At 62.4% G+C, this 25,806-nt stretch carries 25 protein-coding genes and 2 pseudogenes; 15 read left to right on the forward strand and 12 right to left on the reverse strand.

Features of this window, described 5'->3' with window-relative positions:
• Positions 1–80: 80 nt before the first annotated feature.
• The 12 genes and pseudogenes from metG to EJ078_RS00185 form a co-directional block, all read left to right on the forward strand.
• Positions 81–1,627, forward strand: a pseudogene (gene metG / locus EJ078_RS00130) (methionine--tRNA ligase).
• On the forward strand, positions 1,627–2,421 hold the full coding sequence (locus tag EJ078_RS00135; protein ID WP_208721036.1) for a TatD family hydrolase: 795 nt from the start codon (positions 1,627–1,629) through the stop codon (positions 2,419–2,421). Before metG ends, EJ078_RS00135 begins: the two are co-directional and overlap by 1 nt.
• Before the next feature lies 1 nt (position 2,422).
• On the forward strand, positions 2,423–3,244 hold the full coding sequence (locus tag EJ078_RS00140; protein ID WP_127403956.1) for an MBL fold metallo-hydrolase: 822 nt from the start codon (positions 2,423–2,425) through the stop codon (positions 3,242–3,244).
• Between the two features lie 66 nt (positions 3,245–3,310).
• Positions 3,311–3,919 (forward strand): chloramphenicol phosphotransferase, encoded by a 609-nt coding sequence (locus EJ078_RS00145; RefSeq protein ID WP_127216611.1) that lies wholly within the window; start codon positions 3,311–3,313, stop codon positions 3,917–3,919.
• A 73-nt stretch (positions 3,920–3,992) separates the two neighbouring features.
• Positions 3,993–4,214 (forward strand): hypothetical protein, encoded by a 222-nt coding sequence (locus EJ078_RS00150; protein WP_128294527.1) that lies wholly within the window; start codon positions 3,993–3,995, stop codon positions 4,212–4,214.
• Positions 4,215–4,310: 96 nt separating this feature from the next.
• Positions 4,311–4,931: a hypothetical protein gene (locus tag EJ078_RS00155; RefSeq protein ID WP_208721037.1), complete on the forward strand. Its 621-nt coding sequence runs from the start codon at positions 4,311–4,313 to the stop codon at positions 4,929–4,931.
• 72 nt (positions 4,932–5,003) lie between these two features.
• Positions 5,004–6,662: a hypothetical protein gene (locus tag EJ078_RS00160; protein ID WP_208721038.1), complete on the forward strand. Its 1,659-nt coding sequence runs from the start codon at positions 5,004–5,006 to the stop codon at positions 6,660–6,662.
• A 49-nt stretch (positions 6,663–6,711) separates the two neighbouring features.
• Positions 6,712–7,377 (forward strand): hypothetical protein, encoded by a 666-nt coding sequence (locus tag EJ078_RS00165; RefSeq protein WP_208721039.1) that lies wholly within the window; start codon positions 6,712–6,714, stop codon positions 7,375–7,377.
• The gene (locus EJ078_RS00170; RefSeq protein WP_208721040.1) at positions 7,377–8,021 is read left to right on the forward strand and encodes a M15 family metallopeptidase; all 645 of its coding nucleotides are present in this window, start codon (positions 7,377–7,379) and stop codon (positions 8,019–8,021) included. The genes EJ078_RS00165 and EJ078_RS00170 overlap by 1 nt, the downstream gene beginning before the upstream one ends.
• 222 nt (positions 8,022–8,243) lie before the next feature.
• A complete protein-coding gene (locus EJ078_RS00175; protein WP_208721041.1) occupies positions 8,244–9,263 on the forward strand; it encodes a hypothetical protein in 1,020 nt (339 codons plus the stop codon).
• A gap of 504 nt (positions 9,264–9,767) precedes the next feature.
• Positions 9,768–9,935 (forward strand): hypothetical protein, encoded by a 168-nt coding sequence (locus EJ078_RS00180; RefSeq protein ID WP_208721042.1) that lies wholly within the window; start codon positions 9,768–9,770, stop codon positions 9,933–9,935.
• A 504-nt stretch (positions 9,936–10,439) separates the two neighbouring features.
• Positions 10,440–10,865, forward strand: a pseudogene (locus tag EJ078_RS00185) (arginase family protein); the annotation flags it as partial.
• A gap of 72 nt (positions 10,866–10,937) precedes the next feature.
• On the opposite strand, the gene EJ078_RS00190 reads toward EJ078_RS00185, so the two are convergent.
• Positions 10,938–11,174 (reverse strand): hypothetical protein, encoded by a 237-nt coding sequence (locus tag EJ078_RS00190; RefSeq protein WP_067321326.1) that lies wholly within the window; start codon positions 11,172–11,174, stop codon positions 10,938–10,940.
• A 202-nt stretch (positions 11,175–11,376) separates the two neighbouring features.
• Here EJ078_RS00190 and EJ078_RS00195 point away from each other — a divergent pair, with 202 nt between their 5' ends.
• Positions 11,377–12,894 carry a winged helix-turn-helix domain-containing protein gene (locus EJ078_RS00195; RefSeq protein ID WP_245457153.1) on the forward strand — a complete coding sequence of 506 codons (1,518 nt, stop codon included), beginning with the start codon at positions 11,377–11,379 and terminating at the stop codon, positions 12,892–12,894.
• 22 nt (positions 12,895–12,916) lie between these two features.
• On the opposite strand, the gene EJ078_RS00200 is transcribed toward EJ078_RS00195, so the two are convergent.
• The 6 genes from EJ078_RS00200 to EJ078_RS00225 all read right to left on the reverse strand — a co-directional run bounded on the left by EJ078_RS00200 (position 12,917) and on the right by EJ078_RS00225 (position 16,988).
• Entirely contained in the window at positions 12,917–13,309 is a 393-nt protein-coding gene (locus EJ078_RS00200; RefSeq protein ID WP_067321329.1) for a GFA family protein, read from the reverse strand.
• Between the two features lie 136 nt (positions 13,310–13,445).
• Positions 13,446–13,784, reverse strand: coding sequence for a hypothetical protein (locus EJ078_RS00205; protein ID WP_348627285.1), 339 nt, complete (start codon positions 13,782–13,784; stop codon positions 13,446–13,448).
• A gap of 75 nt (positions 13,785–13,859) precedes the next feature.
• Positions 13,860–14,735 (reverse strand): aldose 1-epimerase family protein, encoded by an 876-nt coding sequence (locus EJ078_RS00210; protein WP_127847385.1) that lies wholly within the window; start codon positions 14,733–14,735, stop codon positions 13,860–13,862.
• A gap of 207 nt (positions 14,736–14,942) precedes the next feature.
• A complete protein-coding gene (locus tag EJ078_RS00215; RefSeq protein WP_127217141.1) occupies positions 14,943–15,659 on the reverse strand; it encodes a Bax inhibitor-1/YccA family protein in 717 nt (238 codons plus the stop codon).
• Between the two features lie 37 nt (positions 15,660–15,696).
• Complete coding sequence (locus tag EJ078_RS00220) at positions 15,697–16,470, reverse strand: anti-sigma factor (protein ID WP_067321338.1); 774 nt, start codon at positions 16,468–16,470, stop codon at positions 15,697–15,699.
• On the reverse strand, positions 16,467–16,988 hold the full coding sequence (locus tag EJ078_RS00225) for a sigma-70 family RNA polymerase sigma factor (RefSeq protein ID WP_245307415.1): 522 nt from the start codon (positions 16,986–16,988) through the stop codon (positions 16,467–16,469). The genes EJ078_RS00220 and EJ078_RS00225 overlap by 4 nt, the downstream gene beginning before the upstream one ends.
• Positions 16,989–17,176: 188 nt before the next feature.
• Here EJ078_RS00225 and EJ078_RS00230 point away from each other — a divergent pair, with 188 nt between their 5' ends.
• Positions 17,177–18,361, forward strand: coding sequence for an amino acid aminotransferase (locus EJ078_RS00230; protein WP_127217142.1), 1,185 nt, complete (start codon positions 17,177–17,179; stop codon positions 18,359–18,361).
• Between the two features lie 82 nt (positions 18,362–18,443).
• Positions 18,444–19,268 carry a nucleoside triphosphate pyrophosphohydrolase gene (gene mazG, locus EJ078_RS00235; RefSeq protein ID WP_095780474.1) on the forward strand — a complete coding sequence of 275 codons (825 nt, stop codon included), beginning with the start codon at positions 18,444–18,446 and terminating at the stop codon, positions 19,266–19,268.
• Positions 19,269–19,276: 8 nt separating this feature from the next.
• Here the strand turns inward: mazG and hflX are convergent, their stop codons facing one another.
• The 5 genes from hflX to EJ078_RS00260 form a co-directional block, all read right to left on the reverse strand.
• Positions 19,277–20,665: a GTPase HflX gene (hflX, locus tag EJ078_RS00240; protein ID WP_067321349.1), complete on the reverse strand. Its 1,389-nt coding sequence runs from the start codon at positions 20,663–20,665 to the stop codon at positions 19,277–19,279.
• Complete coding sequence (hfq, locus tag EJ078_RS00245) at positions 20,666–20,911, reverse strand: RNA chaperone Hfq (protein ID WP_066989720.1); 246 nt, start codon at positions 20,909–20,911, stop codon at positions 20,666–20,668.
• A 143-nt stretch (positions 20,912–21,054) separates the two neighbouring features.
• Positions 21,055–21,918, reverse strand: a complete 864-nt coding sequence (locus tag EJ078_RS00250; RefSeq protein ID WP_127216697.1) for a D-amino-acid transaminase — start codon at positions 21,916–21,918, stop codon at positions 21,055–21,057.
• Positions 21,919–22,074: 156 nt separating this feature from the next.
• On the reverse strand, positions 22,075–23,436 hold the full coding sequence (locus EJ078_RS00255; RefSeq protein WP_066989715.1) for a sigma-54 dependent transcriptional regulator: 1,362 nt from the start codon (positions 23,434–23,436) through the stop codon (positions 22,075–22,077).
• Positions 23,426–25,717, reverse strand: coding sequence for a PAS domain-containing sensor histidine kinase (locus EJ078_RS00260; RefSeq protein ID WP_208721043.1), 2,292 nt, complete (start codon positions 25,715–25,717; stop codon positions 23,426–23,428). The genes EJ078_RS00255 and EJ078_RS00260 overlap by 11 nt, the downstream gene beginning before the upstream one ends.
• Positions 25,718–25,806: the final 89 nt, after the last annotated feature.

A 25,806-nucleotide genomic window follows, 5' to 3' on the forward strand; every position in this document is an offset into this window, starting at 1 on the left:
ATGCATCGGGATGGCAATCGCCATGCCGATAGTTTATCCACCGCCACAACTCACATTCAGACCTTCATGACGGTTCATTCATGTCACGCGAAAAATCCTACCTGACCACGCCGATTTTCTATCCGAATGGCAAGCCACATATCGGCCACGCCTATACGGTCATCGCCAGCGACGCGCTGGCCCGCTTCCAGCGTCTCGACGGCAAGGAAGTGTTCTTCCTCACGGGCACCGACGAGCATGGCCTCAAGATGCAGCAGACAGCCGAGAAGGAAGGCATCGCGCCGATAACGCTCGCCGACCGCAATTCGGCAATCTTTCGCTCGATGACCGAGACAGTCGGGGCTCAAACGACGAATTCATCCGCACGACCGAACAACGTCACTACGCATCCTGCCAAGCGATCTGGAAGGCGATGGCCGCCAATGGCGACATCTATCTTGATCGCTACAGCGGCTGGTATTCGGTCCGCCAGGAAGCCTATTTCGACGAGAGCGAAACCACGCTCGGCGACGACGGCGTGCGCCGCGAGCCGCTTGGCTCGCCGGTTGAATGGAACGAGGAGGAAAGCTACTTCTTCCGGCTTTCCGCCTATCAGGACAAATTGCTGGCACTTTATGAGAGCCGGCCAGACTTCATCGGTCCAGCGGAGCGCCGTAACGAAGTGATCAGCTTCGTCAAGTCCGGCTTGAAGGACCTGTCGATCTCGCGCACCACGTTCAAATGGGGCGTGCCTGTACCGGGCAACGACAAGCATGTGATGTATGTCTGGGTCGACGCGCTGACCAACTACATCACGGCCGCTGGCTATCCCGACACCAAATCCGAGCAATGGCTCTACTGGCCGGCGACGCATATCATCGGCAAGGACATCGTGCGCTTCCACGCGGTCTACTGGCCGGCTTTCCTGATGTCGGCCGGCATAGAATTGCCGAAGCGCGTGTTCGCCCACGGCTTCCTGTTCAACCGCGGCGAGAAGATGTCCAAATCGGTCGGCAATGTCGTCGATCCGTTCGCCATGATCGAGCATTACGGGCTCGACCAGGTACGCTATTTCTTCCTGCGCGAGGTGCCGTTCGGGCAGGACGGCAGCTACAGTCACGAAGCGATCGTCAACCGCACCAATGCGGATCTCGCCAACGGCCTCGGCAATCTGGCGCAGCGTTCGCTGTCGATGATCGCAAAGAACTGCGGCGGGGCGGTGCCGAAGCGCGGCGAGCTCACCGAAGCCGACGCGGCGATCCTCGACCAGGCGGTGGAGGCGCTTGCGGTGGCACGCAGAGCGATGGCGGAGCAGGGCATCCATCTGGCGCTGGCGGCGATCTTCGGCGTGGTGGCCGACGCCGACCGCTACTTCGCGTCGCAGGAGCCCTGGGCGCTGCGCAAAACCGATCCGGAGCGCATGGAGACGGTGCTGTGGACGACGGCCGAGCTTGTCCGGCGCGTGACGGTGCTTTGCCAGCCCTTCATTCCCGGATCGGCGGCGAGGCTGCTCGACCTGCTGGCTGTGCCGGCGGACAAGCGCAATTTCGCGCATGTCCACGCAGACCATGCGCTGGTGCCCGGCACGGCGCTGCCGGTGCCTGAGGGCGTGTTTCCCCGCTACGTCGAGCAGGACACGAAAGCCTGATGCTTGTCGACAGTCACTGCCATCTCGATTTTCCGGATTTTGCCGAGGAGCGGGCGGCTATCGTCGCCCGCGCTCTCGCAGCCGGGATCGGCCGCATGGTGACCATCTCAACGCGCGTGAAGCGTTTTCAGCAAATCCTTGAAATTGCTGAAGCTTTTAGTGAGGTCTATTGCTCAGTTGGTACTCATCCGCACAATGCGGCGGAAGAGCTCGATGTGACCGCAGAGGAGCTGGTACGGCTTTCCGACCATCCCAAGGTGGTGGCGATCGGCGAAGCCGGCCTGGACTATTTCTACGACCGTGCGCCGCGCGAGGCACAGGCGCAAGGCTTCCGCACTCACATCGCCGCCGCGCGCCGGACCGGCCTGCCGCTGGTCATCCATTCGCGCGACGCCGACGGCGACATGGCGGCGATTCTCGAGGAGCAGACAGGGAAGGGCGCTTTCCCCTTCATCCTGCATTGTTTTTCGTCCGGGCGTCGGCTGGCGGAAGTCGGCGTGGCGCTGGGCGGCTATGTCTCCTTCTCAGGCATCCTGACCTTCAAGAACTCGACCGAGTTGCGCGCGATTGCCGCAGATGTGCCGCGCGAACGGCTGCTGGTCGAGACCGACGCGCCTTATCTTGCGCCAATCCCGCATCGGGGAAAACGCAATGAGCCCGCCTATGTCGCGAATACGGCGAAGGTGCTGGCCGAGACCATCGGCGTCAGCGAGGCGGAGATCGCCGACATCACCACCGAGAATGTCTTCCGGCTGTTTACCAAGATGCCGCGACCGGACGTGACGGCGGCCTGACATGGGCGACCAGCTGCGCCTCACCATTCTCGGCTGCGGCTCGTCGCCCGGTACGCCGCGCATCACCGGCGACTGGGGCAATTGCGATCCGGCCAATCCGAAGAACCGCCGCATGCGCACGGCTGCTCTTGTCGAGCGGATCGCAGGGAATGGCGGCCGCACCACCGTCGTCATCGACACCGGACCGGATTTCCGCGCCCAGATGCTGCTTGCTTCGGTCAAGCACATCAACGCGGTGGTTTATACCCATCCGCATGCCGACCACATTCACGGCATCGATGATCTGCGCGGCTTCGTGCTCGAGCAACGCCGTCGTATCGATATCCATGCCGACCAGCCGACCATGCTGCGGCTGCGCCAGGCGTTCGGCTACTGCTTCGAGACGCCCCCGGGCAGTTCCTATCCACCGATCGTCAGGCCGCATCTCATAGACCATGCCAAGCCGGTGGTGATCGAAGGCGAGGGGGGTCCCCTCACCCTTGAGCCGCTGCCGCAGATCCATGGCGACATCATTTCGCTCGGTTTCCGCATTGGCGGGATCGCCTATTGCCCCGATATCAGCGACTTTCCAGCTGCCACCGCGGGAAGGCTTGAAGACCTTGACGTGCTGGTGATCGACGCGCTGCAGTACAACAGCCATCCGAGCCATCTGTCGCTTGCCGAGGCACTGGGCTGGATCGAGAAGCTCTCGCCGAAAAACGCGGTGCTGACGCATATGCATGTGCCGCTGGACTATGCCGCCGTGATGGCCGAGACGCCGGACCACGTGGTGCCGGCCTATGACGGCATGACGATCGAAATTCCTTGTGAATCAGAGCGATAAAGACGCCTGTTCACTTTGGCGCTTAGTCGTCAATCCGATTCTCTTTGGTGCTTCGGAAACTGATCGATGGTTCAGAGTGTGTTTGTTCTGCTGCTCGGTTTCCCTGGCGTCGGCAAGCTGACGATCGCACGGGAACTCGTAACGGCACTTTCCGGCCAGGTCATCGACAATCACTGGATCAACAATCCTATATTGGCACTGCTTGCCGATGACGGTCGCCGCACATTGCCTGATGCCGTCTGGGAGCAGACCGCCAAGGTCCGTCAGGCTGTGTTGGACACCGTGGCAACACTTTGTCCTCCCGCCGCCAACTTCATCTTCACGAACTCCGGCATCCAAGGAGACGCGAGGAGCCTCGCGTTCTACCAGCAGATGAAAGATGCGTCGGATCGACGAGGCGCTCACTTCGTGCCTGTGCGCTTGCTTTGCGAAGAGGCCGAACTGGTTCGTCGCGTGATGTCGCCAACTCGACGTGACCGTCTCAAATCTATCGATCCGGAAGCGGCGCGCCGCCGCAGCCGGACAGTCGCTGTCCTTGACCCGAAGCACCCGAACAGCCTGACGATCGACGTAACAGCGATCAGCGCGGCGGAGGCGGCTACAAGGATTCACGAACACATCAAGGACCGCGTTGACGCCTTTGAAGCGCGCACGGAAAGCCCAGGAGAACCGTAGCAAAACCAGCTTCGTGCTACATACGTAAGTTCCATAATCTATCTTATGCGACCGAAGGTCGCACGAAAGCTAGATGAAAGGAACCGAAAGGCAAATGAAACATGTCCTACTTCGTTCAATCGTCGTACCGCTGGCCACTCGCATTGGGACTGCTCTTGGCGCTTATCTGGTAGCCAAGGGCCTTGAAGGCGACTTGGCCGATCAGCTTGTGAATGGGCTGATCGCTATCGCGCTCGTCGGCTTCGACGTGATCGCGGGCAAGGTTGCCGCCTCTCTGCCCAAGGAGGCGGCCTAGTTCATCGGGGCGCTTCTGGGTGCCATCGGGTCAATCGGTGGTGCCCTTCTCGGCGGTGGTGACCAAACCACTACCAGCCATGTGGACTATGCTCGCATGGTCCGCGACGCGGAGGCGGCGGGGTTCAACCCGCTAACCGCTCTCCGCAACGGTGGCGCGGCTGGCTTCACCTCCACGACGACACCCGGCAACGGACTGTCGGCGGCTCTCTCGTCCATGGGCAATTTCTTCCAGAACTTTGACCCCATGGCGGATCAGCGGCGCGAAAAGGAGCTTGCGCTGCTCGACGCGCAAGTCCGCAACCTCAATGCCGAAACCGGGGCAATCTACACCCGCGCCACGGCGTCGGGGCCGGTGAAGGCCAAGAGCGGCACGGCGGCGATTTCGGCCGCTCCGGGCGCGCTCGAACCCGGAAAGCTCACCGCAACCAACCCGTTTGCCGGGCGTGGTGTGGTGGACGAGACCCGGCCGGATGCGGATGCATGGGAAAGCCGGTACTCGGACCCGGGCGGCTGGATTGGCGCAATCGTCAATGCCGGCGCGGACCTTGACGCCAATATCCGCAAGGCTTGGCCGGGGGCGGATGATGTCTTTGCCCGTGGCCGCAAGGCCGTCAAAGACTGGTTCCGGGCCGGCGCTATCGCCTCCGGTGATCAGGTTCAACTGCCTCCCCTGCTCTTCCAGCAAAGCGGTGTCGGGCCGCTCGGCGGCTTCTGATGGCTTGCGCCTCCTGTCGGCGGCGCAAGGCCAAAATCCTCAAACTTCTCAAACGCTTGAAAGGAAAGCGTAATGGCAAAAGACCTTCTTAGCATGTCGCGTCTGTCGACAACTCCAATCGCGGTTCCGCGTTCGCACCGTGTCCATACGGCGCGCGGTATCACCTCCTTGCCGGCCGGCAAGATGGTTCCCATCTGCGCGGCTCCGCTGCTGCGTGAAGACAGCGTTCGCTCTGGTCGTCTGCGGTTCTCCTTCGAAATGATGGAAACGGCGGAAATCCTCATGAATGCCGTCTACGTGTCGGTGAAGGCGTACCTCGTCCCCTTCCCCGCTCTTGCGGATCGGTTCGAGAGCATCGACGAGTTCAACCGCGCATTCGAAGGCGTCGCCGGCCTTGCCGGTGCGGTGAAGGACGTGTTCAAGAACCGCGTGAAGGGCACCAGCCCCGACGACATTTCCGTTTATCTTGGCTTGCATGCCAAGAGCACGGATACCGTCACGGACGCGTACCACGACGCGTACAACACCATCTGGAACTTCCGGGCGCAGAACCGTTCTCCGAACCTCGCGCTCCGCTCCTACACGGATTATTCGCTGGCGCCGGCCTTCTGGCGTCATGAGCAGTTCAAGCACATTGTGCCCGACTTCGATCAGGCGGTGATCGACGGCCAGGTGCCGCTCAACGTGACCTCGCAGAACCTTCCGATCAGGGGTATCGGCCGCGACAGTGCTGGCTTTGCCGGCGCGCCTACCGCGAACAAAAGCGTTGTCGAAACCGGCAACGTGTCCAAGACGTACGGCTTCGCCCGTCCGTTCGAAAGCGGTGGCCCGTGGATGAAGGTTTCGACCGGCGTCGCCGGAACCGCAATCCCGGAAATCTATGCGGAGTTGCAGAACGCCGGCATTACCGTTTCGCTGTCCAACATTGAGTTGGCGAAGAAAACGGCGGCGTTTGCCCGGCTGCGGACCCAGTACAATGAGCATTCGGATCAGTACCTGATCAACATGCTCATGGATGGTCTGACCATTCCCGAACAGGCCATGATGCAGCCTATCCTCATCGGGGAGCAGACGACGATCTTTGGCATGTCCAAGCGCTATGCGACGGACGCGGCCAACCTCAAGGAAAGCGTCGTCAACGGTGCAACCATGGTGGACATGGCAATCCAGACACCGCGCATTGCGACGGGTGGCATTATCATGGTCGTGGCCGAAATCACGCCCGAACAGATGTTCGAGCGGCAGGCCGACCCCATGTTCCACCTGTTGCAGACCGGGCAGAAGGACGGGCGCAACTTCCCGCACTATCTGCGGGACGAGCTCGACCCGGAAAAGGTCGAGGCCGTGCCGAACCGCTACATTGACGTGGCTCACGCCACGCCTACCGGCACGTTCGGCTATGCTCCTCTCAATTATCGCTGGAACATCACGCAACCGCGTATCGGCGGCAAGTTCTACCGGCCGGACCCGGCCGCGCCGTTCGATGAAGACCGGCAGCGCCTTTGGGCTGTCGAGACGGTCAATCCGACTCTCGGCACGGACTTCTACCTGTGCACCAACATGCACACGAACGTCTTTGTCGTGACCAACCAAGACCCGTTCGAGGTCGTGACACAGGGCGATTTCCTCATCGAAGGAAACACCGTGTTCGGTGGCGCGCTGGTCGAGGCCACCAACGACTATGCGGCTGTGCTCGCAAAGGTCGATCAGTCCCGCATCGTGAAGCCCTAACCCGTCCGCCAGGACGAATTTTGCCAAGCCCTAAGGAGGGGCTGCACAAATGGAAATCATCAAGCTTAACGACCTGTCGCGGTGGGCGTCGATCGCTCCGGGCGAAGTCATCCAGTTCGCGGCGGGCAATCCTCGCTCGATCCGGCTCAAGGTTAACTGCCGGTTCCAAACCTCGCTGTTCATTTCCTATTCGGAAAAGGACACGGGCGAGGTGCTGACGGATGATCTGCTGGTGACGGTCCCGGCCGGCATCAGCCTTGTCGAGTTCGGCACGGGCTCGAACCCGTTCCGCATCAGCGCGGACGGCTCGGACCCGGTGCGGTACTACACGGCCGAAATGGAGCCTACTGCCATCGAGGTCGCGGACCCGGTGAGCTTCACCAAGATCGCTCATCGCCGGGCGCGGAACCCGGAACTCGAGGAAATGATGTTCCTCATGAACCAGAACATGGAAAGGCGTCTAGCGATCATGGATCAGGACCATGCTCGCCAGATCGCCGCACTCAAGGAGAAAGGAATTGAAGATGCTGAAGTGGTCCGCACCGGCGGTAACCTTCATATCGGAGCGCCTACGCAACGTGAAGAACTGGCGGAAGAGGCTGAAGCCGAACCGGCAACCCCTCCGGTACGCGGGCGAGCACCACGCAAGGCAACTGGTGGTGCAGCGCCAGCAGGCGACGACGACGGCGGGGAAGCTGGCGGCGGTGAAGCCTAATGTCGGACGGGGCTCCCCAAGATAAAGGGCTCCGGACGCGTCTCATCGGCAAGCTGGAACTGCTTGCCGGTGAGCACGGCCAAGTGAGCGACGTGCGGCAGCGGATATTTCCGCCGCCGCCTCCGGCTGTCCCTGAGAGCAGCCTGCGTACCTCTCTGGCCGGGATCGCTAACCGGCCCTTCTGCCAGTCCGAAAAGTTCGTTGAACAGCAATGGCGCGCGGATCGCCAGGACGCGCACCCGGATATTCTGCTGTTCGAAAAGCTGTTGGTGCGCCGCATGAAAGCGCTCGATGTCCCAATGTGGGCGTCGTGCGTGTGGCGCTCCATGGATGACCAAAGCTCGGCATGGGTGCGCGGCGTCACAAAGGCCAAGGCCGGCGAAAGCGCGCACAATTGGGGCTGTGCCGTTGACATCGTGCACGGAACCAAGGGTTGGGACCTCTCCAAGGCGCAATGGGACATCGTTGCGCATGTCGGAAAGGAACTGGCTATCCAGAACGGGCTCAAGCTCGTTTGGGGCGGGGATTGGAAATTCTGGGACCCGGCCCATTGGGAACTGGCTGAATGGAAGGTGCTCAAACACCGGGCCCAAAACGTCCTGAAATTCGAGGACGGTTGGACCGGTCGCGTTAAGCGTTCCTGAGTCTGTCTATTAGTAGGCATCGGCGTCTCTAGCCGGTCCGCGCTCCCCTCAAAGTGGGCTGTAGCGGACCGGCTTTTGTGCCGTGCCTGCGGGGCGGTGCGTCGCGTGTGAGTATCACGTACACGCGCGCGCGCACCGCCCACGCATACGGGTTTCCTCGTCCCCATATGCATTTAGTGACACCGCAACTTAACGGCGAATAGGCGAATGTGTGCAACTCCCTTGAAACTCGACGGCGGCGTTGAGGCTGCGTGTCACAAATGCTGGCAATGCAGAGAAAACCGCATCAACGATTGGGTCGGTCGATGCATTGCCGAAAGTAAAACAGCGCTAGCCACTCACTCGATTACGCTGACCTACGGTCGCGACGAGGATGGGAACGAGGATCACCTACGGGCTGCGCTGTTGACGTATTCAGATGTTCAGAAGTACTTCAAGCGGCTCCGCAAAGCCGGCTATCCGCTGCGGTACTTCGTGGCCGGGGAATACGGCTCGGAAAAGGGCCGGGCTCACTGGCATCTGATAGCGTTCTGGCAAGAACGCGTTCCTCCGCATGAACTGAATAAACGGTTCATGCAGGAACATTGGACGGCGGGTTTTTCCCATTGGGAAAAGCCGTCCTACGCCTCAATTCGCTACGTCATGAAATACATTTCAAAGGACATTGGCGCTGCCGAACGGCAAGGCCACATGTCCCTATCCAAGAAACCGCCGCTGGGGGCGGAATACTTCGACCGGCTGGCCGGCGATTACGTGGCGCAAGGTCTGTCTCCGCAAGACCTCTACTACTGGTTTCCGGAAGCGATTGATCGCCATACCGGGAAACCGCGCTTGTTCTATCTAGCGAAGGGGTCGGCTTCGGCTGACCTATTCGTTTCGGCGTATCTGCGCCGTTTCGAGGAGGCTGGCGGGTGCTACCTGTCCACGCCGTGGAGCGATCTCATTGAGGATTACAGGAACCGGCACACACCGGAAAATGTAGACCTTCGTTTTGAAGGCTTCCGGGGCAAGGTTCCAGTGCCGCTCAAGCCGCCTCCGGGCGGGTCGGCACCAACGTTCTCTGAAAAGCACAACTGCTATTTCAGCGACACTGCCTATGGGCGGCAGTGGTATTTCAAGAACTATGAAGGGGATTTGATATGGCATACGAAAATCGGCGCAAAAGAGAGCGCAGAGAGCAACGCGGAAAGGCTGGTGGACCCAAGCCGGCGCTATCGGGAGCAAAGCTGGGGCGGCCTGTAAAATCGTCCAGGACGAATTTTGCCAAGCTCCCTCCCCTTCCCTCCCTGCGGCGTCTCGGCGTCTCTGCTGGGCTGGATAGCCTTCATCTGGCAGAGCGGAGAGCGGCCGCGCGTGCGGAGCACGACAGACGCGTAGCGGCTGGGTACTTAGCACCAACGGAAAGCGGCAAGCGCCAGCAATCCCGGCTCAAAATCTCGGCGGTGGAGCCGGTCAAAGACCGTCACCACAAAGACAAGGTGCGCGACCAGCCGACATGTAAAAAGAAGCCGGATCACAATCGGCCGACGAATGGCGGAGGCCGTAAGGGCGGCTTGCGCAAGTTCATCCCGTGGTGCTCTTGACCCGCGTTCTTTGAGTCGTCTATTAATAGACAGTTAAGTCAATAAGGCGGGGTTAAAATGAAAATCAAACTGTTCCCTCTTTGCAAGGGGTGCGGCGCTCGCCGCACCATCAACCTTAAAACGCGTAAGTGCCGTGAGTGCACAAAACGGGGAACACCGGATCATGTATCTGCACATCGTCACGTATTATGAGTATCGTGCGGAGCGTTACCGCAAAGACACGCGATGGGTTGACCGGTATCTGTATATCGCCGGTCATGTCCATCGCTATAAGCAACTGATGCTCAACGGTCTCATGACGTGGGCGTCCATGATCCTTGGGGTGTTCTGATGGAAAACGCGGTGTTCGTGTTGATCGTGACAGGCGGCGTCCTGTTCTTCATCATCGTGGCGATCGGCTCCTTAGTCGATATCGCCTCGTCGCTTCGGCGGCGGAAGGATGATCGCTGATGCCGGATCGGAAGGAACAGAAACGGCTGGCCGCGAAGCGTATTCGCGACCAGCGGCAAGCGTCTGGCATGGTCCAGATTGCGGGTTGGGTGCATGAGCACCAAGCCTCTGACGTGAAGCTCCTGCTGGCAGTATTAGCTGCCAATCCAGACCTTACGGTTGGTCCAGTCAGAGATGAGCGTACGCAAAGACTTGTTAGTTTGCGAAAGCGCGCTTGACTTAATCTCGCAAATCAGAACGAAACTGCTTCGTAGAGTTCTGGAACTATTTTTGACGTTCCAAACTCTATCTTATGCGACTTTCTGATATGGATCACGTAGAGGCGATAAAGCGATCCTATCGACGTGCCCCTCGCCGCGAGAGCTCACATTCGGACTATTGAACAATGACCTCTTCATCTTCCTTTCTTGGCTTTCCCGATTGCCTCGCCGGAGGCCGCGTGCCTCGCATGGTGATCTACGGTGCCGGTCATGGCAGCACCTATCCGCGAAAGGACAGCAGCGGCCATGCTCTGGCCGCCGACGCCATCCGCGCTGCGAGCCAGGACGATGCGCCGCTGGTCGAGCATTGGGATTTAGATCTCGGCGGTCCATTGTTCGACGGCAAGCCGGTCTGCTGCGTCGATGCCGGCAACATCTCGACGGTCATGCACGACAATGAGGGAAACCGGGCGCGGATCGAAGCGAAGACGCGCGAGGTCCTGGCCGCGTCGGCCGTGCCGATCCTGCTCGGCGGTGACGATTCCGTGGTAATTCCCTTTCTCGCCGGCTTTGCCGGTCACGGGCCGGTCTGGATCCTGCAGATCGACGCTTCGAGCTCATGCCGGACCACCCTACCCGGTGGGACTGCGCTGCCGGCATCAGCGTTGACGCCACATCCGCGTTTATCTTTGCCAGAAGGGCAGCTTGGCGATCTCTTCCTCGGCCTGCTCTTTCGTCAGTCCGATATCGTCGATCAGATGCGGGTTGGCCTCTGATATCCGCTTCAGATCCCAGCGAAACCGTATCTGCTCGCGCCGGGCTGCGATCATGCCTCGCAGGGTCTGCAGGCTGTAGCGCCGGCGCGATGCCTGCCCGACCAGCGTTGCCAGCTGCGGGATCGATGCAAACGTGTCGTTCATGGCAACCTCCTATGGTTTGCGGCCCCATGCTTTTCGAGTTGGGGCCTTCCACCTGAATGAGGTTGGATTCTGCAGGATGCGGGCTGCGCCGTAATTAAGCGCATCCAAATAGTTCTCAAAACTTCCAAATCGGCCTGAGCGGTTCATCGGACATGACGAACTGCTCTACCCGTCTCACACTTTTCCTGGAATTGCTCTATAGATGCGCCGCATGCAGGGATCGCGCTTTGCCTTCGGCCCGTACGTGCTTGATTCAGCTGCGGGAACGTTGCTTCGGAACGATGTCCCCGTGGCCGCCGGCTATCGGGGGCTGAAGCTGCTTGCCGCGCTCGTGGAACGTCCCGGCGAAATCCTGGCCAAGGCCGAGCTGATGGACGCGGCATGGCCGGGCACGGCCGTCGAGGAAGGCAACCTCACCGTCCAGATCGCGCAGCTCAGAAAGCTGCTCGGCCCCGCCGCCGACGGCGGTGAATGGATCGCTACGGTGCCGCGCGTCGGCTATCGCTTCACGGGGGTCATCGAACAGCTTGGCGAGACGAAACGAAAACCTTTGCCACTGCCCGGCAAGCCGTCGATCGCCGTGCTGCCCTTCGTCAATTTCGGCAATGATCCCGAGCAGGAATCCTTCGCGGACGGGTTGACCGAAGACCTGATCACCGACCTATCCAGGAACGCGGGACTGTTCGTCATCGCGCGCAACTCGGTCTTCGTCTACAAGGGAAAGCCGATGGATGTGCGCGCGATCGCCGAGGACCTTGGCGTACGTTACCTACTTGAGGGGAGCGCAAGGCGCGCCGCGGGGCGTGTGCGCATCAACGCGCAGCTTGTGGACGCGGTGAGCGGTGAGCATCTGTGGGCGGAACGCTTCGATCGCAGCCTGGAAGATATTTTTGCCGTCCAGGACGAGGTAACGGCCAAGATCGTGGAGGCGCTGCTCGGCCGGCTGCGCACGCAGCCGCCGCGCAATCGGCCCAAGAATCTCGAGGCCTACGATTTGTGCGTGCGGGCGCGAAAACTGATCGACGACTCGCCTCAGACGGCGCGGGAGGCGCATCTGATGCTGACGCGCGCGGTCTCGCTCGATCCGGAATATGCTGAGGCCTATCGCTGGCTCGCCATGAACCATTGGATGGGATGGGTGCATTGGGGCGAGCCCGTCGACCCCAACCGGAGCATTGCCTTGGAGCTGGCCCGCAAAGCCGTGACGATCGACCCCAACGACGCCGGCTGCCGCTGGGTGCTTGCCAACCTGCTTGCCTATGAGCATCGCTTCGGCGAGGCGGATGCCGAATTCGCCAGAGCGTTCGAGCTCGATCCGAACGAGGCCGACGCCTGGGCGACATTGTCCGATATCGAGGTCCTAGCCGGGCGGATCGAGGAAGGCCTTGAGCACATTCGCAAGGCGTTCCGGCTGAACCCGTTTCCGCCGAGTTGGTACTATCTCACGCTCGGCGCCGCGCAATATGCGGCCCGCGACTATGAAGCCGCCATCGAGACGCTGCGCCGGGACGAGACCTATCGGACCAGCTCACGCCGTTTCCTGGCGGCAAGCCTTGCGCAGCTCGGCCGGTTCGAAGAGGCGCGCGCGGAGGTCGAGATGTTCCTTATCGCCAACCCGCATTTCACGACCAGCCACTGGGTCTGGACCGAGCCGTTCCGCGACGACGCGATGCTCGAGCATTTCGTTGACGGGTTCCGCAAGGCCGGGCTTCCGGACTGACGGCCAGAATGAATGGCGCGACCTATTCTTCGAAGCGGCTCGTTGCCTCGCGATCGCGCTCGTATCGCTTGCTGACTGGAAACGGCGGCAGCCACGACTCGCGACGGATGATCCAGCTTTCGTAGGTCGGGGCTAGCTGGTCTGGGGCGTCCAGGGTCCCGAGATGCACTTCGATCTCGTCCGCGGTGCGTGCGAAAACGGACGAACCGCAGCGCGGACAGAAAAACCGCCCGGCATACTCGCGCGTCTCACCGTCGATCGTAACCGCGTCCTGAGGGAATACCGCCGAAGCATAGAAAAGCGCGCCATGATGTTTGCGGCAATCGAGACAATGGCAGATGCAGACCCTGTATGGGCGGCCCGACGCCACAAGCCGGACATTGCGACACAGGCAGCCGCCGGTGAATTGGTCCATGTTGCGTCTCCTTCAAAGCCGTGCGGTGGAACGTTAGCAGCGAACTCGCCCAGGCGTCCAAGGCTGAGACGTCTCGCTTGCGTGGCTCTCAAAAGCCGGATTCCATAGAGATCGATTTGATCCGTGGCTTGCCGTCTTAGAAAAACCCATCGAGAAAAGCCGCCGTCCCATGCGAGAGGCTGACGATCTTGTTCGTCGCCTGGCGATAGAATTTGAAGTTGAGCTCGGTCTCAGGCCTGCCATCGCTCCAGTCCTTGAACCGCTTGAGCTCGTCCCGACCCAATCGCCGCGTTGCCAATGCGGTGCGGCGGATGGCAACACTGACGCGCGGCGTCTGCCGTTCGCGGTCGGATCTTTTGGCAATGGCCTCGGATGACGTGACAACGCCCCGTGCGACCAGCCCCTGTCCGGCTTTGTTTTCGCTGGCGAACACAAAGATCGTGTCGCCTTCGGCGATATGCTTGCCGCCATACATGGTTTTCTGCGCCGCGAATGAGAATGTCTCGGCCAGCGGATCCTTGACCTCGGCCTTGATCGCGAACGCCATGCCTCACGCATCCCGGCTGATGGTGATCCGGTAGGTCAACTTGCGCTTGGCGCCTGGCGGGATCAGCATCACGCCCGGCTTGTCGGCGAATTCGCCGTCGAAATCGACCGGGCTTGCAACGCCATGCCAGGGCTCGATGCAGAGGAACGGCGCGCCGCCGGGCTTGGACCAGATGCCCAATTCGTTGAATCCCTGCCATGACATTTCGATCGCCGGCCCCCGCCCGGCGGCATAGCGCACGCTGGTGCTGGCGGGCCGGTCCAGAATGACGGCGTCGTCATCGAACAGCCGCTCGGAGAGGGCAAGCGTCTTGCCCTCGACGGGCGTTGGCTGCGGCGTCGGCAGCATCAGCCCGTCCTTCAGGCGTCGTATCGGCGCAGGTTCATCGTCGGCAAAGGTCAGCCGGTAGGCTTCCTTGGGCAATTCCGGCAGCAAAGGCCAGTTGAAGGCCGGATGGGCGCCGACCGAGGCCGGCAGCACCTCGTCGCCTGTGTTGGCGACCTCGAAGGTCACGCCAAGCTGGCGGGGGCCGAGGCTGTAGCTTATGGCCAGCCGAAAGGCGAATGGGTAGCGGGTGCGGGTCTCGGTGTCATCGGTCAGGACCAGCGTGCAAGAGGAAGGCCCCTGCTCCGCCCAGGCAAAGCGCCTGTCGCGGGCGAAGCCATGCTGCGTCATTGGATAGGCTTTGCCGCGATGGCGCAACTGGTCGCCTTTCAGCCGGCCGACTATCGGAAACAGCACCGGCGAATGACGCCGCCATTCAGGCCCCGCCTGCCACAGAAGTTCCGCGCCTTCGGCATCGCGCAAGGAGACCAGCTCCGCCCCCTGCCCGACAACCGTCGCCGAGATGCCGTCACCGTCAAGCGTCAGCTGGTCCATGCGTCCTCGCGACTGGCTGGTCGGGCCGGCAGGCTAGCAAAAGGCCTCGCCTGAACTCAAGGGCAGCAGGCAGTGCGGCATCCCCTCAAGCAGCCGCCGCAAACGACCGACAGCGTTGCCACGCCAGACACGATGCCAAAAGACAAACCGTGGCCAGCGGTTTACCCGTCGGCCACGGTTCGAAGCTGTTGCCTGCTACGGTCCGGACTATTCGCGTTCGCCGGTAAAATTCAGCAGCAGCTGGAAGATGTTGATGAAGTTCAGATACAGCGAGAAGGCGCCGAAGACGGCGAGCTTCTGTTGCGATTCGGCGTCGAAATTCTCGGCATACTGCTCCTTGATCGTCTGCGTGTCCCAGGCGGTCAGGCCGATGAAGACGGCGATGCCGATCACGGAGATGGCGAACTGCAGCGCGGTCGAGCCGAGGAACAGGTTGACGAGGCTCGCGATCACCACGCCGATCAGGCCCATGATCAGGAAGGACGAGAACTGCGTCAGGTCGCGCTTGGTCGTGTAGCCGTAGAGGCTGGTGGCGCCGAACATGGTGGCGGCGATGAAGAAGGTGCGCGCGATGCTGGTGCCGGTGAACACCAGGAACACGGAAGCCAGCGACAGGCCCATGACCGCGCAGAAGGCCCAGAACATCGCCTGCGCGCTCGCCGCCGACATCGTCTGCATCTTGAAGGAGAAGAACATGACGAAGGCGAGCGGCGCCAGCATCACCACCCATTTCAGCGGCGTGGAGAAGATCGGGACGTAGAGCGCCGGCGTCGAGGCCACAACAAGGGCGACGAGGCCGGTGACGACGAGCCCGAGGCCCATATAGTTGTAGACGCGCAGCATGTGCCGGCGCAGGCCCTCGTCATAGAGGGCACCGGCCCGGACGCCGGTGCCCATTCGGTATCCAAGATTAGGGCTGTTCATTTCGTTTCTCCTTGGTTGGTCGGTTCGATTGGCTGCTTCAATAGAGCGTGCGGGCGAGCTTTTCGGCGGCCCGGTCGAGATCGCCGGCATCGCCTTGTCCGACGACGGCGTAAGCGACCTCGCCGATCTGGAAATAGGCGGACGAGATATCGCCCAAGGGCGCGACGGTGGGCTTCACGACGTCGAACGTGCCTGGCCTGATCGCAAACAGCGACACCAGCCCGAGGTCCTTCGTTTCGAGTGCCATCTCGACGCTCGGCCCGAACCGCGACGGATAGATCTGAACATCGCGGATCCGCCAGTCGTCGGGCAATGACGGCATGACGATCGCGGTCGCGGCGCGGATCTCGTCGGCATTGTAATTCGGCGCCTCGGCCTGGGACGGCATCGTCTCACGCACCAGCGTCGTCCGGTGCGCGCTCACCGCTTCCTCGACATAGGCGGGCGGCTGCGTCGAGGCGACCACCTTGCTGACGGCGATCGGCCCGAAGACGCCGTTCGCAAGCCACCCTGCCGCCACCAGCACGGCGGCGGCCGCGGCGCGCTGCAGCACGGAAAAGGCTCGGTCCCTGGCAAGCACCCTTTCCAGCCGACGCGCCGCGTCGGTCGTCGCCGGGCGCGCCATTGCGCCTGGCCCGGCCAGCGCCACGCGCAACTCGTCGCGCGTTCTGAGATCCGACATCACACGCGCGGCCACTTCGGGACGAGCGGACAGGAACGCCTCGACCTCGATGCGGCGGGCGACGTCGAGCTGATCATCGACATAGGCGTCGAGATCGGCATCGGTCACCGGATCGACGATAGCGGTCATGATTCACCTCCCACGATCCTCAGGTGATTTTTGCCGCGCGCCGGAGCGCCCTCCTCCATCTCGCGCAGCGCCGCACGAGCGCGGCCGATGCGCGACATCAGGGTTCCGAGCGGGACGCCACTGACCTCGGCGGCCTCTGCGTAGCTCAACCCTTCGATGGCGACGAGATGCAGCGCGGCGCGCTGCTCTTCCGGCAGCGACAGGAAGGCTTCGCGCACCTGCGAAAGGCGCACCGAATGGTCCTGGGACGCCGGCATGTTTTGCTCGGCGAGACGGCCTGCCTGCTCGATGCGCGCTGTCTCGGACCGCCGCGAGCGCATGCGGTCGATGAAGATGTTGTGCAGGATCGCCAGCAGCCAGGCGCGCGGGTTGCCGCCCGAGCGAAAGGTGCCGCGCCGCTCATAGGCGCGCACCAGCGCGTCATGGACCAGATCCTCGGCATCGGCGCTGTCGCGCGTCAGCGAGCGCGCGTAGCGCCGCAGCGATCCCAACTGCCCGACGATATCGAAGCGTGCCATCGACCGTTTCATGCCCTGTTTACGGAGCATGTGGGGATTTTAATCCCTGGCTGCCGTTTCTTTTTTGCGATTCCCGCGAGGAGTTGCGCCGGCCTCGGGTGAGCGAGCGCCCGAGCGGCATATGGAGGAAACCGCTGGCGAAGCGCGGCCGATTTGCGTATCACTCCGCCGCCACTGGAGTCCTATCGATGTTCGAGACCCTGCAGCCCGCGCCCGCCGACAAGATCCTTGCGTTGATCGGCCTTTACCACGCCGACACGCGCCCCGGCAAAGTCGACCTGGGCGTCGGCGTCTACAAGGATCGTAACGGCAGGACGCCGGTGATGCGGGCCGTGCGCGAGGCTGAGAAGCGGCTGCTCGCGGGCCAGGACACCAAGACCTATCTCGGCCTCGCCGGCGACATCGGCTTCAACGCCGCCATGATCAGGCTTGCCTTCGGCGATAACGCCGATCATTCGCGCATCCGCGCAGCGCAGGCGCCGGGCGGATCGGGCGCCCTCAGGCTGGTGGCCGAGCTTCTGCAGCGCACGCGGCCGGGCGCGACGGTGTGGCTCTCCGATCCGACCTGGCCGAACCACCTGCCGGTGATGCGCGCCGCCGGCCTACAGGTGCGCGACTATCCTTATTTCGACGCTGTTTCCGGCGCTGTCCGTTTCGACGACATGCTGGCGGCGCTCAAGACCGCCACTAGCGGGGATGTCGTGCTGCTGCATGGCTGCTGCCATAACCCGACCGGCGCCAATCTGGATGCTGCGCAATGGGCGAAGGTTGCCGACGTTCTGCTTGAGCGCGGCCTGCTGCCTTTCGTCGACATCGCCTATCAGGGCTTTGGCGAAGGGCTCGACGCCGATGCCGCCGGCCTGCGGCTGCTCGCCGGCAAGGTGCCCGAGATGGTCGTCGCCTCGAGCTGCTCGAAAAATTTCGCCGTCTATCGCGACCGCGTCGGTTCCGCCATGATCATGGCCAAGGACGGCGCACAGGCCGACGTGGCTATGAGCCAGATGCTGGCAGCGGCGCGAGCGCTCTATTCGATGCCGCCGGACCATGGCGCTGCGGCCGTACGCATGGTGCTGGAAGACGCCGATCTGAAGAAGGTCTGGGAGACGGAACTCGAGGAGATGCGGCTGCGCATGCTCAGGCTGCGTGTCGCCTTCGCCGAGGCGTTGCGCCGGCAATCCAACTCCGATCGCTTCGATTTCGTCGCCAGCCATCGCGGCATGTTCTCCCGCCTGGGGCTCACCGAAGCGCAGGTTGAGCGTCTGCGCACCGAGCACGCCGTCTATATGGTAGGTGACAGCCGCATCAATGTGGCAGGTCTGCCTGAGGACGGCATGGACGAGCTCGCCAAGGCGATCGTTTCGGTGCTCGACTGAGTGCCGGCGCAACTGTGGACAATCGGCTTTTGCCAGCCGGCGGGATTGGTCGCCCGCCGCGGCGCGCGCTAGGGTTTGTTGCATGAAACCCTCCAAAGACATCTCCCGTCTGATCGAGATCATGGCGGCACTCAGAGCGCCGAAGACCGGCTGCCCCTGGGACATCGAGCAGAACTTTTCCACCATCGCCCCCTACACGATCGAGGAAGCCTATGAAGTGGCGGATGCGATCGCGCGCGGCGACTTCGACGATCTGCGAGAGGAACTGGGCGACCTTCTGCTGCAGGTCGTCTACCACGCGCAGATGGCGCAGGAGATTGGCGAGTTCGCGTTCGGCGACGTTGTCGAGGCGATCACCACCAAGATGATCCGCCGTCACCCGCATGTCTTCGGCGACGAGAAGGCGCGCAGCGCCGGCATGGCCAAGGGCATGTGGGAGAAGATCAAGGCGGTGGAGAAGGCCGACAAGCGCAACGCCCGCATCGCGCGCGGCCTCGACCCGGAAGATCACGGCAAGGGCTATCTCGATAGCGTGCCGGTTGCGCTCCCTGCGCTGACCCGCGCGTTGAAGCTGCAGGAGAAGGCTGCGCGCGTCGGCTTCGACTGGAGCGAGGCAGCACCCATCCTCGACAAGATAGAGGAAGAGATCGGCGAGCTGCGCGAGGCGCTGGTCACGGGCGACGCGGCACCCATCAAGGATGAGTTCGGCGACATGCTGTTTGCCGTCGTCAATCTCGGCCGCCATTTGAGACTTGATGCCGAAGCCGCGCTGAGCGGCACCAACGAGAAGTTCCGCTCGCGCTTCCATTATGTCGAGCGGGAGTTGGAGGCTTCCGGGAGGTCGTTGGAACAGGCGACTTTGGACGAGATGGAAACCCTCTGGCAGCAGGCCAAAAACGCAAGATAAGCAGCGGCCTAGCCGTGGTTCCTGCGGTTCAGCCGGGTCTCGATCTCCTGGCGGGCGCTGTGCGTGGCCGTCAGTGAGATGGTGACGCTGCCGTCCTCATTGTCGCTCCGCGAGACGACATCGCCATTGCGATAGAGCCAGTCGACCTGGCCGAGCTCAGCCGGGCTCAACGTCACCGTCATCGTTTCCAACTCGCCCGACACTCTGGCCTCGATGAGCGCCTTGAGCGCATCGATCCCCTCGCCGGTCGCTGCCGATATCGCGATCGGCGGCGCCTTGCCGCCGGCGCTCTCGGCAAGCAGGCGCTCGCGATTGCCTTCGTCGAGCAGGTCGATCTTGTTCCACACCTCGATCACGCGGCTGGTGTCCGCGGCATCGACGCCGAGATCGCCAAGGATGCGCTCGACATCCTCGGCCTGCGCTGCCGTGTCCGGATCAGAGATATCGCGCAGATGCAGCACGAGATCGGCCTCGACGACCTCTTCCAGCGTCGCCCGGAAGGCCGCGACCAGATGAGTCGGCAAGTCCGAGATGAAGCCGACCGTGTCCGACAGGATGATCGGCGTGCCGTGCGGCAGGCGCACGCGGCGCAGCGTCGGATCGAGCGTGGCGAACAGCATGTCCTCCGCCAGCACCCCTGCCCCGGTCAGCCGGTTGAACAGCGTCGACTTTCCGGCATTGGTGTAGCCGACGATCGCAACTACCGGAAATGGCACCTTCTTGCGTTTTGCGCGGTGCAGGTCGCGGGTGCGGCGAACCGTTTCCAGCTCATGTTTGAGCTTGGTGATCTTGTCCTGCAGGATCCGCCGGTCGGATTCGATCTGCGTTTCGCCGGGACCGCCCAGGAAACCCGCGCCGCCGCGCTGCCGTTCGAGGTGGGTCCAACTGCGCACCAGCCGACCCTTCTGATAGTTGAGATGCGCCAGCTCGACCTGCAGGGTGCCTTCCTTGGTCCTGGCGCGCTCGCCGAAGATCTCAAGGATAAGCCCGGTGCGGTCGAGCACCTTGGCGTTCAGTTCCTTCTCGAGATTGCGCTGCTGTACCGGCGTGAGCGGATGGTCGACGATGACCAATTCCGCCTTGCGTTCCTTCACGATGTCGGCGAATTCCGCCACCTTGCCGCTGCCGAGCAGCGTTGCCGGGCGGGGATCGGTGACCGTCACCACCGCGGTGTGGACCGGGTCCAGGTCGATGGCGCTGGCAAGCCCGACCGCCTCGTCGTGGCGGGCATCCGCCGAGCGGCTCAGGCGCGGGCGGCTCGAATCGTCATCGCCCCGCGGCTGGCGCGCAAGCACCGGCACAATGACAACGGCCCGGGTCGGATCCTTGGCTTCCGGCCCAAGTTGATGTCCTTGTTTCCCGCGAACTCTGCGGTCCGCGTCCTGCTCACGTGCCAATCAGGCGCCCTGGCCTTCCTCGCCATCAAACATCTGAACCGGCTGGCTCGGCATGATCGTGGAAATGGCGTGCTTGTAGACGAGCTGGGAATGCCCGTCGCGCCGCAACAACACACAGAAATTGTCGAACGAAGTGACCACGCCGGTCAGCTTCACACCGTTGATGAGAAAGATGGTAAGTGGATTTTTGCTCTTGCGAACTGAATTCAGGAACAGGTCCTGAAGGTTTTGCGATCGTTCCGCCATTGTTTTTGTCTTTCGCCGATCCCCTTCGGTCTGCAGGCCAATGCGCCAAATTACGCGGCGCCTGTCAAGCGCGCAAACCCCCTCTTGCCGCCTAAACGACAAGCAGAACGAGATAGTTGAGGTTCATTCCACCTTTGCGGTTATCAGGCTGGACTTTTTTCCGCAATGTCAAAAAATGCCTGCCGCAACGAAAGTGTCATGGAGCCGGGGTGGCCGTTTGCGATCGGCGCGCCGTCGATTTCGACTACCGGCATGGCGATCGTGGTCGCGGAACTGATGAAAGCCTCCCGCGCTGCCTTGGCTTCGGCGATCGAAAACCCACGCTCCTCGATCGTCAGACCGAGCTTTTCGGCGACCTCGAACAGTGTCGTGCGGGTGATGCCGCGCAGGATGCCGTGTTCGGCCGGCCGCGTCACCAGAACGCCGTCGCGGGTGACGATCCAGGCATTGGACGAGCCGCCCTCCTTGACCGTGCCGTCGGAGTCGACGAACCAGGCCTCCTGGGCGCCGGCTTCCTTGGCCTTCTGCTTGGCGAGCACATTGGCAAGCAGGCCGGTGCTCTTGATGTCGACGCGGTCCCAGCGATTCTCCGGGACGGTGATGACCTTGATGCCGGTCTCAACCCGCTTGGCGGCAGCAGAGGGGTCGGCCTTCCGGGCGGTTATAACCAAGGACGGACGGGTGCCGGCTGCCGGAAAGACGAATTCACGGCTGGCGACGCCGCGCGTGACCTGGAGATAGACGAGGCCGTTGACGACGTTGTTGCGGCGCACCACCTCGCGCAGCAGCATCGGCAGGACGCCTTCCGAGACGGGCCATGCGATCGACAATTCCTTGAGCGAGCGCTTAAGCCGGGCCAGATGGCGCGGCATGTCGACGATAAAGCCGCGCGCCACCTCGCAGACCTCATAGACGCCGTCAGCGAACTGATAGCCGCGATCCTCGATATGGACCCGGGCTTCGGCATGGGCGACGTAGCGCCCGTTCACATAGGCAATGCGCGGCATGGGCTACCTCAGGGAAATGTCCGGCTCTCTTAAGCGATTCCGCCGCTGCCGTAATGAACAATCGCGTGGGCCAGCCGGCTTTGGGCAATTCCGGACGGAATGGTACGGCGAAGCCGCCGACCCCAACCGGCGCTGCACACTTTTCCTGGATTGCCTTTACACGCCCAGCGACTTCAGCTTGCGGTGCAAGGCTGATCGCTCCATGCCGATGAACTCGGCCGTCTTCGAGATGTTGCCGCCGAAGCGGTTGATCTGTGCGATCAGATAGTCCTTCTCGAATTGCTCGCGCGCCTCGCGCAGCGGCAGCGCCATGATGTGCTGGTCCGACTGGTTGGGTGTGCGCGGCATGACGTCGCCGATCTCGGAGGGCAGAAGGTCAGCGGTGATCGGGGCGTCGACGTCTCCGCCTCGCGCCAGGATCATCAGCCGCTCGACATTGTTGCGCAGCTGGCGCACGTTCCCCGGCCAGTTGTGCGCCTGCAGCACGGCCAGCGCGTCGTCACCGATGCGGCGCGGCTTGATACCGGCCTGCCGCGCGATCTGCTTCATGAAATTGTCGACGAGATACGGAATATCCTCTCGCCGTTCGGCGAGACCCGGCACCGTGACGGGGACCACCGCCAAGCGATGATAGAGGTCCTCGCGGAAGCGGCCATCGGCAATCATGGCCTCCAGGTTTTGCGCTGTGGAGGAGATGATGCGGACGTCGACCTTGACCCGCTTTGTGCCCCCTACCCGCTCGAACTGCTGCTCGACCAGCACGCGCAGAATCTTGTTCTGCGTCTCGCGCGGCATGTCGGCGACCTCGTCGATGTAGAGGATGCCGCGATGCGCCTCCTCCAGCGCGCCGACCTTGCGTTCGGTGCCGTTCGATTCGGTGCCGAACAGCTCGATCTCCATGCGTTCCGGCGTGATGGTGGCGGCGCTCAGCGTCACGAACGGCCCGTTCTTGCGCGCCGACAGCGCGTGGATGGCGCGCGCCGTCAGTTCCTTGCCGGAACCCGACGGACCGATGATCATGATGCGGCTGTTGGTGGGCGCGACACGCTCGATGGTCTGCCGCAGTTGGCTCATCGCTGACGACATGCCGATCAGGTCGAAGGTCTCGCCGCTGCGCAGCTTGAGGTCGGAGACCTCGCGACGCAACTTCGAAGTTTCCAGCGCGCGCTCGGCGATCAGGATGAGACGGTCGGCCTTGAACGGCTTCTCGATGAAATCATAGGCGCCGCGCCGGATGGCCGACACCGCCGTTTCGATGTTGCCGTGACCGGAGATCATCACCACCGGCATGTTCGGATGCATGGTCTTGATCTCGTCGAGCAGCGCCAGACCGTCGAGGCGCGAGCCCTGCAGCCAGATATCGAGGAAAATCAGCCGTGGCGCGCGATCGGCAATCGCCGCCAGCGCGCTGTCGGCATCGTGTGCCGTGCGGGTTTCGTGACCTTCGTCGCTCAGGATACCGGCGACCAGTTCGCGGATGTCTTCCTCGTCATCGACGATGAGAATGTCAGACGCCATTACCGACCTTTTCAGTTTCTCGTTCGTGTTCGTCGCGGCCTTCGCCGGGTGGCGGCGCGGGGACGACCGCCGCCGGCGGCAGGACGATCGAGATCATCGCGCCCCGGCCGCCGTGGAAATCGGGCGGCGCGTCGTGCAATTCGAGCCGGCCGCCATGGTCCTCCACGATCTTCTTGACGATAGCGAGGCCAAGGCCGGTGCCTTTTTCGCGCGTCGTCATGTAGGGCTCGAGCAGTCTCTGCCGATTCTCGCGCGGCAGCCCTTTGCCGTTGTCGATAACATCGATTCTTATGGCGCCATCTTGGCGCCCGGCTTGAATCCGGATTGTGCCGTCGGAACGATCTTGCGCATCAAGTCCGTCGATGGCCTCCGCGGCGTTTTTGATGACGTTGCCGAAGGCCTGCGCCATCAGGCGGCTGTCGAACGTTCCCTTGAGCGGCTCGTTGCCGAAATCACGCTGGAAAGCAATGTCGGAGCGGCTGACTTCCACCAGGAACGAAGCTTCGCGCAGCGACTCGCGCAGGTCTATCACCTTCATCTCCGGCTTCGGCATGCGGGCGAAGGCCGAGAATTCGTCGACCATGCGGCCGATGTCCTCGACCTGACGGATGATGGTGTCGGTGCATTGATCGAAGACTTCGCGGTCCTCGGTGATGACCTTGCCGTAACGGCGCCTGATGCGCTCGGCCGAGAGCTGGATGGGCGTCAGTGGATTCTTGATCTCATGGGCAATGCGCCGCGCCACATCGGCCCAGGCCGAGGACCGCTGCGCCTGCACGAGATCGGTAATGTCGTCGATGGTGACGACATAGGATTTTTCTTCCGAGCCGTCGTCTCCGGCCTCGACGGTGACCTGGACATTGAAAGTCCGTTCCATGCCGGCGCGGAAGAAAGTCACCTGCTCGCGATAGACCGGCTTGCCGGATTGGCGCCCGATCTCGAAGACGCGACCGACATGCGGCAGGATGGCGGAGAGGTTCTGTCCGAGCGCGGCACTCGCCGAGATCGCCAGCATCGTTTCGGCCGAGCGATTGGCGATGGTGATGACGCCGTAGGGATCGACGCCGATGACGCCTGCGGTCACGCCGGCCAGCACCGCTTCCGAGAACCGCCGCCGCTCGTCGATCAGGTCTTTGGCCGACAGCAGCTCGTTGCGCTGCGATTTGAGCTCGAGAATCATGTTGTTGAAGGTTTCGCCGAGCGAAGCGACGTCGCCGTCGGATTGACGTACCGGAACGGCGACGTCGAGATTGCCGGTGGCCACCTCGTCGGCCGCGCCGATCAGCTGGCGGATCGGCCGGACAATGCGATCGGCCACGGCGATACCGGTCCAGATCGCCGACAGGATGACGATCAGGGTCAGCGACAGATAGGGCAGCGCGAACGCGACCTGCGAAGTGCGACGGTTCTCTTCAAGTCCGCGATACTCGTCGGTGTTCGACCGAACGATCTGCCGCGCCTTGATAACGTCTGGGTCCACGAGCCGGATCGTGTAGAGGTAAAGACCTTCGATCTCGCGCAACTTGACGATGGCGCCCATGATGTTGCGGGTGCGCGGCTCGATCAGCACCGGCTTGCCGTCAGCGGCCGTGTTGACCGCGCCAGGGGGCGGCTCAGGCATGGCGAAGTCGGCGTCGGTCTTGGCGCTCATGACGAAAGAGCCGTCAGGCTTGATCAGCGCCGCATGCGCCAGTCCGCGGCCGACGGCCTCCTTGTTCATGAGGTCGAGGAAGCCGGTGCGGTCGAGCCCGTAGAGCGTGCGCGAGGCATCGAGGTCGTAGGCCATCGACAGGGTCGTGCCCTGCAGGTTGCGGGCATTTTCCTGGACATAGGCATCGGCGATCGACAGCGACGAATTGACGATCGTTTTGGTGCGGATCTCGAACCAGCGGTCGAGGCCGATATCGAGCGTGATCGAGGCGATGATCGCGACCATGATCGCCGGGATCGCGGCGACCAGCGCGAACATGGCGACGATGCGCACATGCAGCCGCGATGCTGCACGGCCGTGCCTGCGGGCCATGACGATGCGGCGGATCTCGCGGCTGATCAGAGCGATCAGGAAGAGGACGAAGACGGCGTTGAGCGCGATCAACGCCCAGGTGGCGTTTGCATTCGGCGCGATCGGGGTCGCACCGACAAGGATTGCAAACGAGATCGCTGCGGTTATCATGGCGCCGACGATCGCGACCACGCCGGGCAACGCCAGCAGCCGGCGGCCGTCGCGAACGCCGGCCCGGATGAAAAGCGGTTGGTTCAGTGTCGGAGCCTCAGCAGCCATATCGCCGTCTAGAGTCGGTCATTGCGTCGGATGTATGCAACGCATTGTGGCGATTATGCAACAAGTGTGGCCGGGACGGAAATCTTTCC

This window comes from Mesorhizobium sp. M1A.F.Ca.IN.022.06.1.1 (assembly GCF_003952605.1).
Taxonomy (GTDB): Bacteria; Pseudomonadota; Alphaproteobacteria; order Rhizobiales; family Rhizobiaceae; genus Mesorhizobium.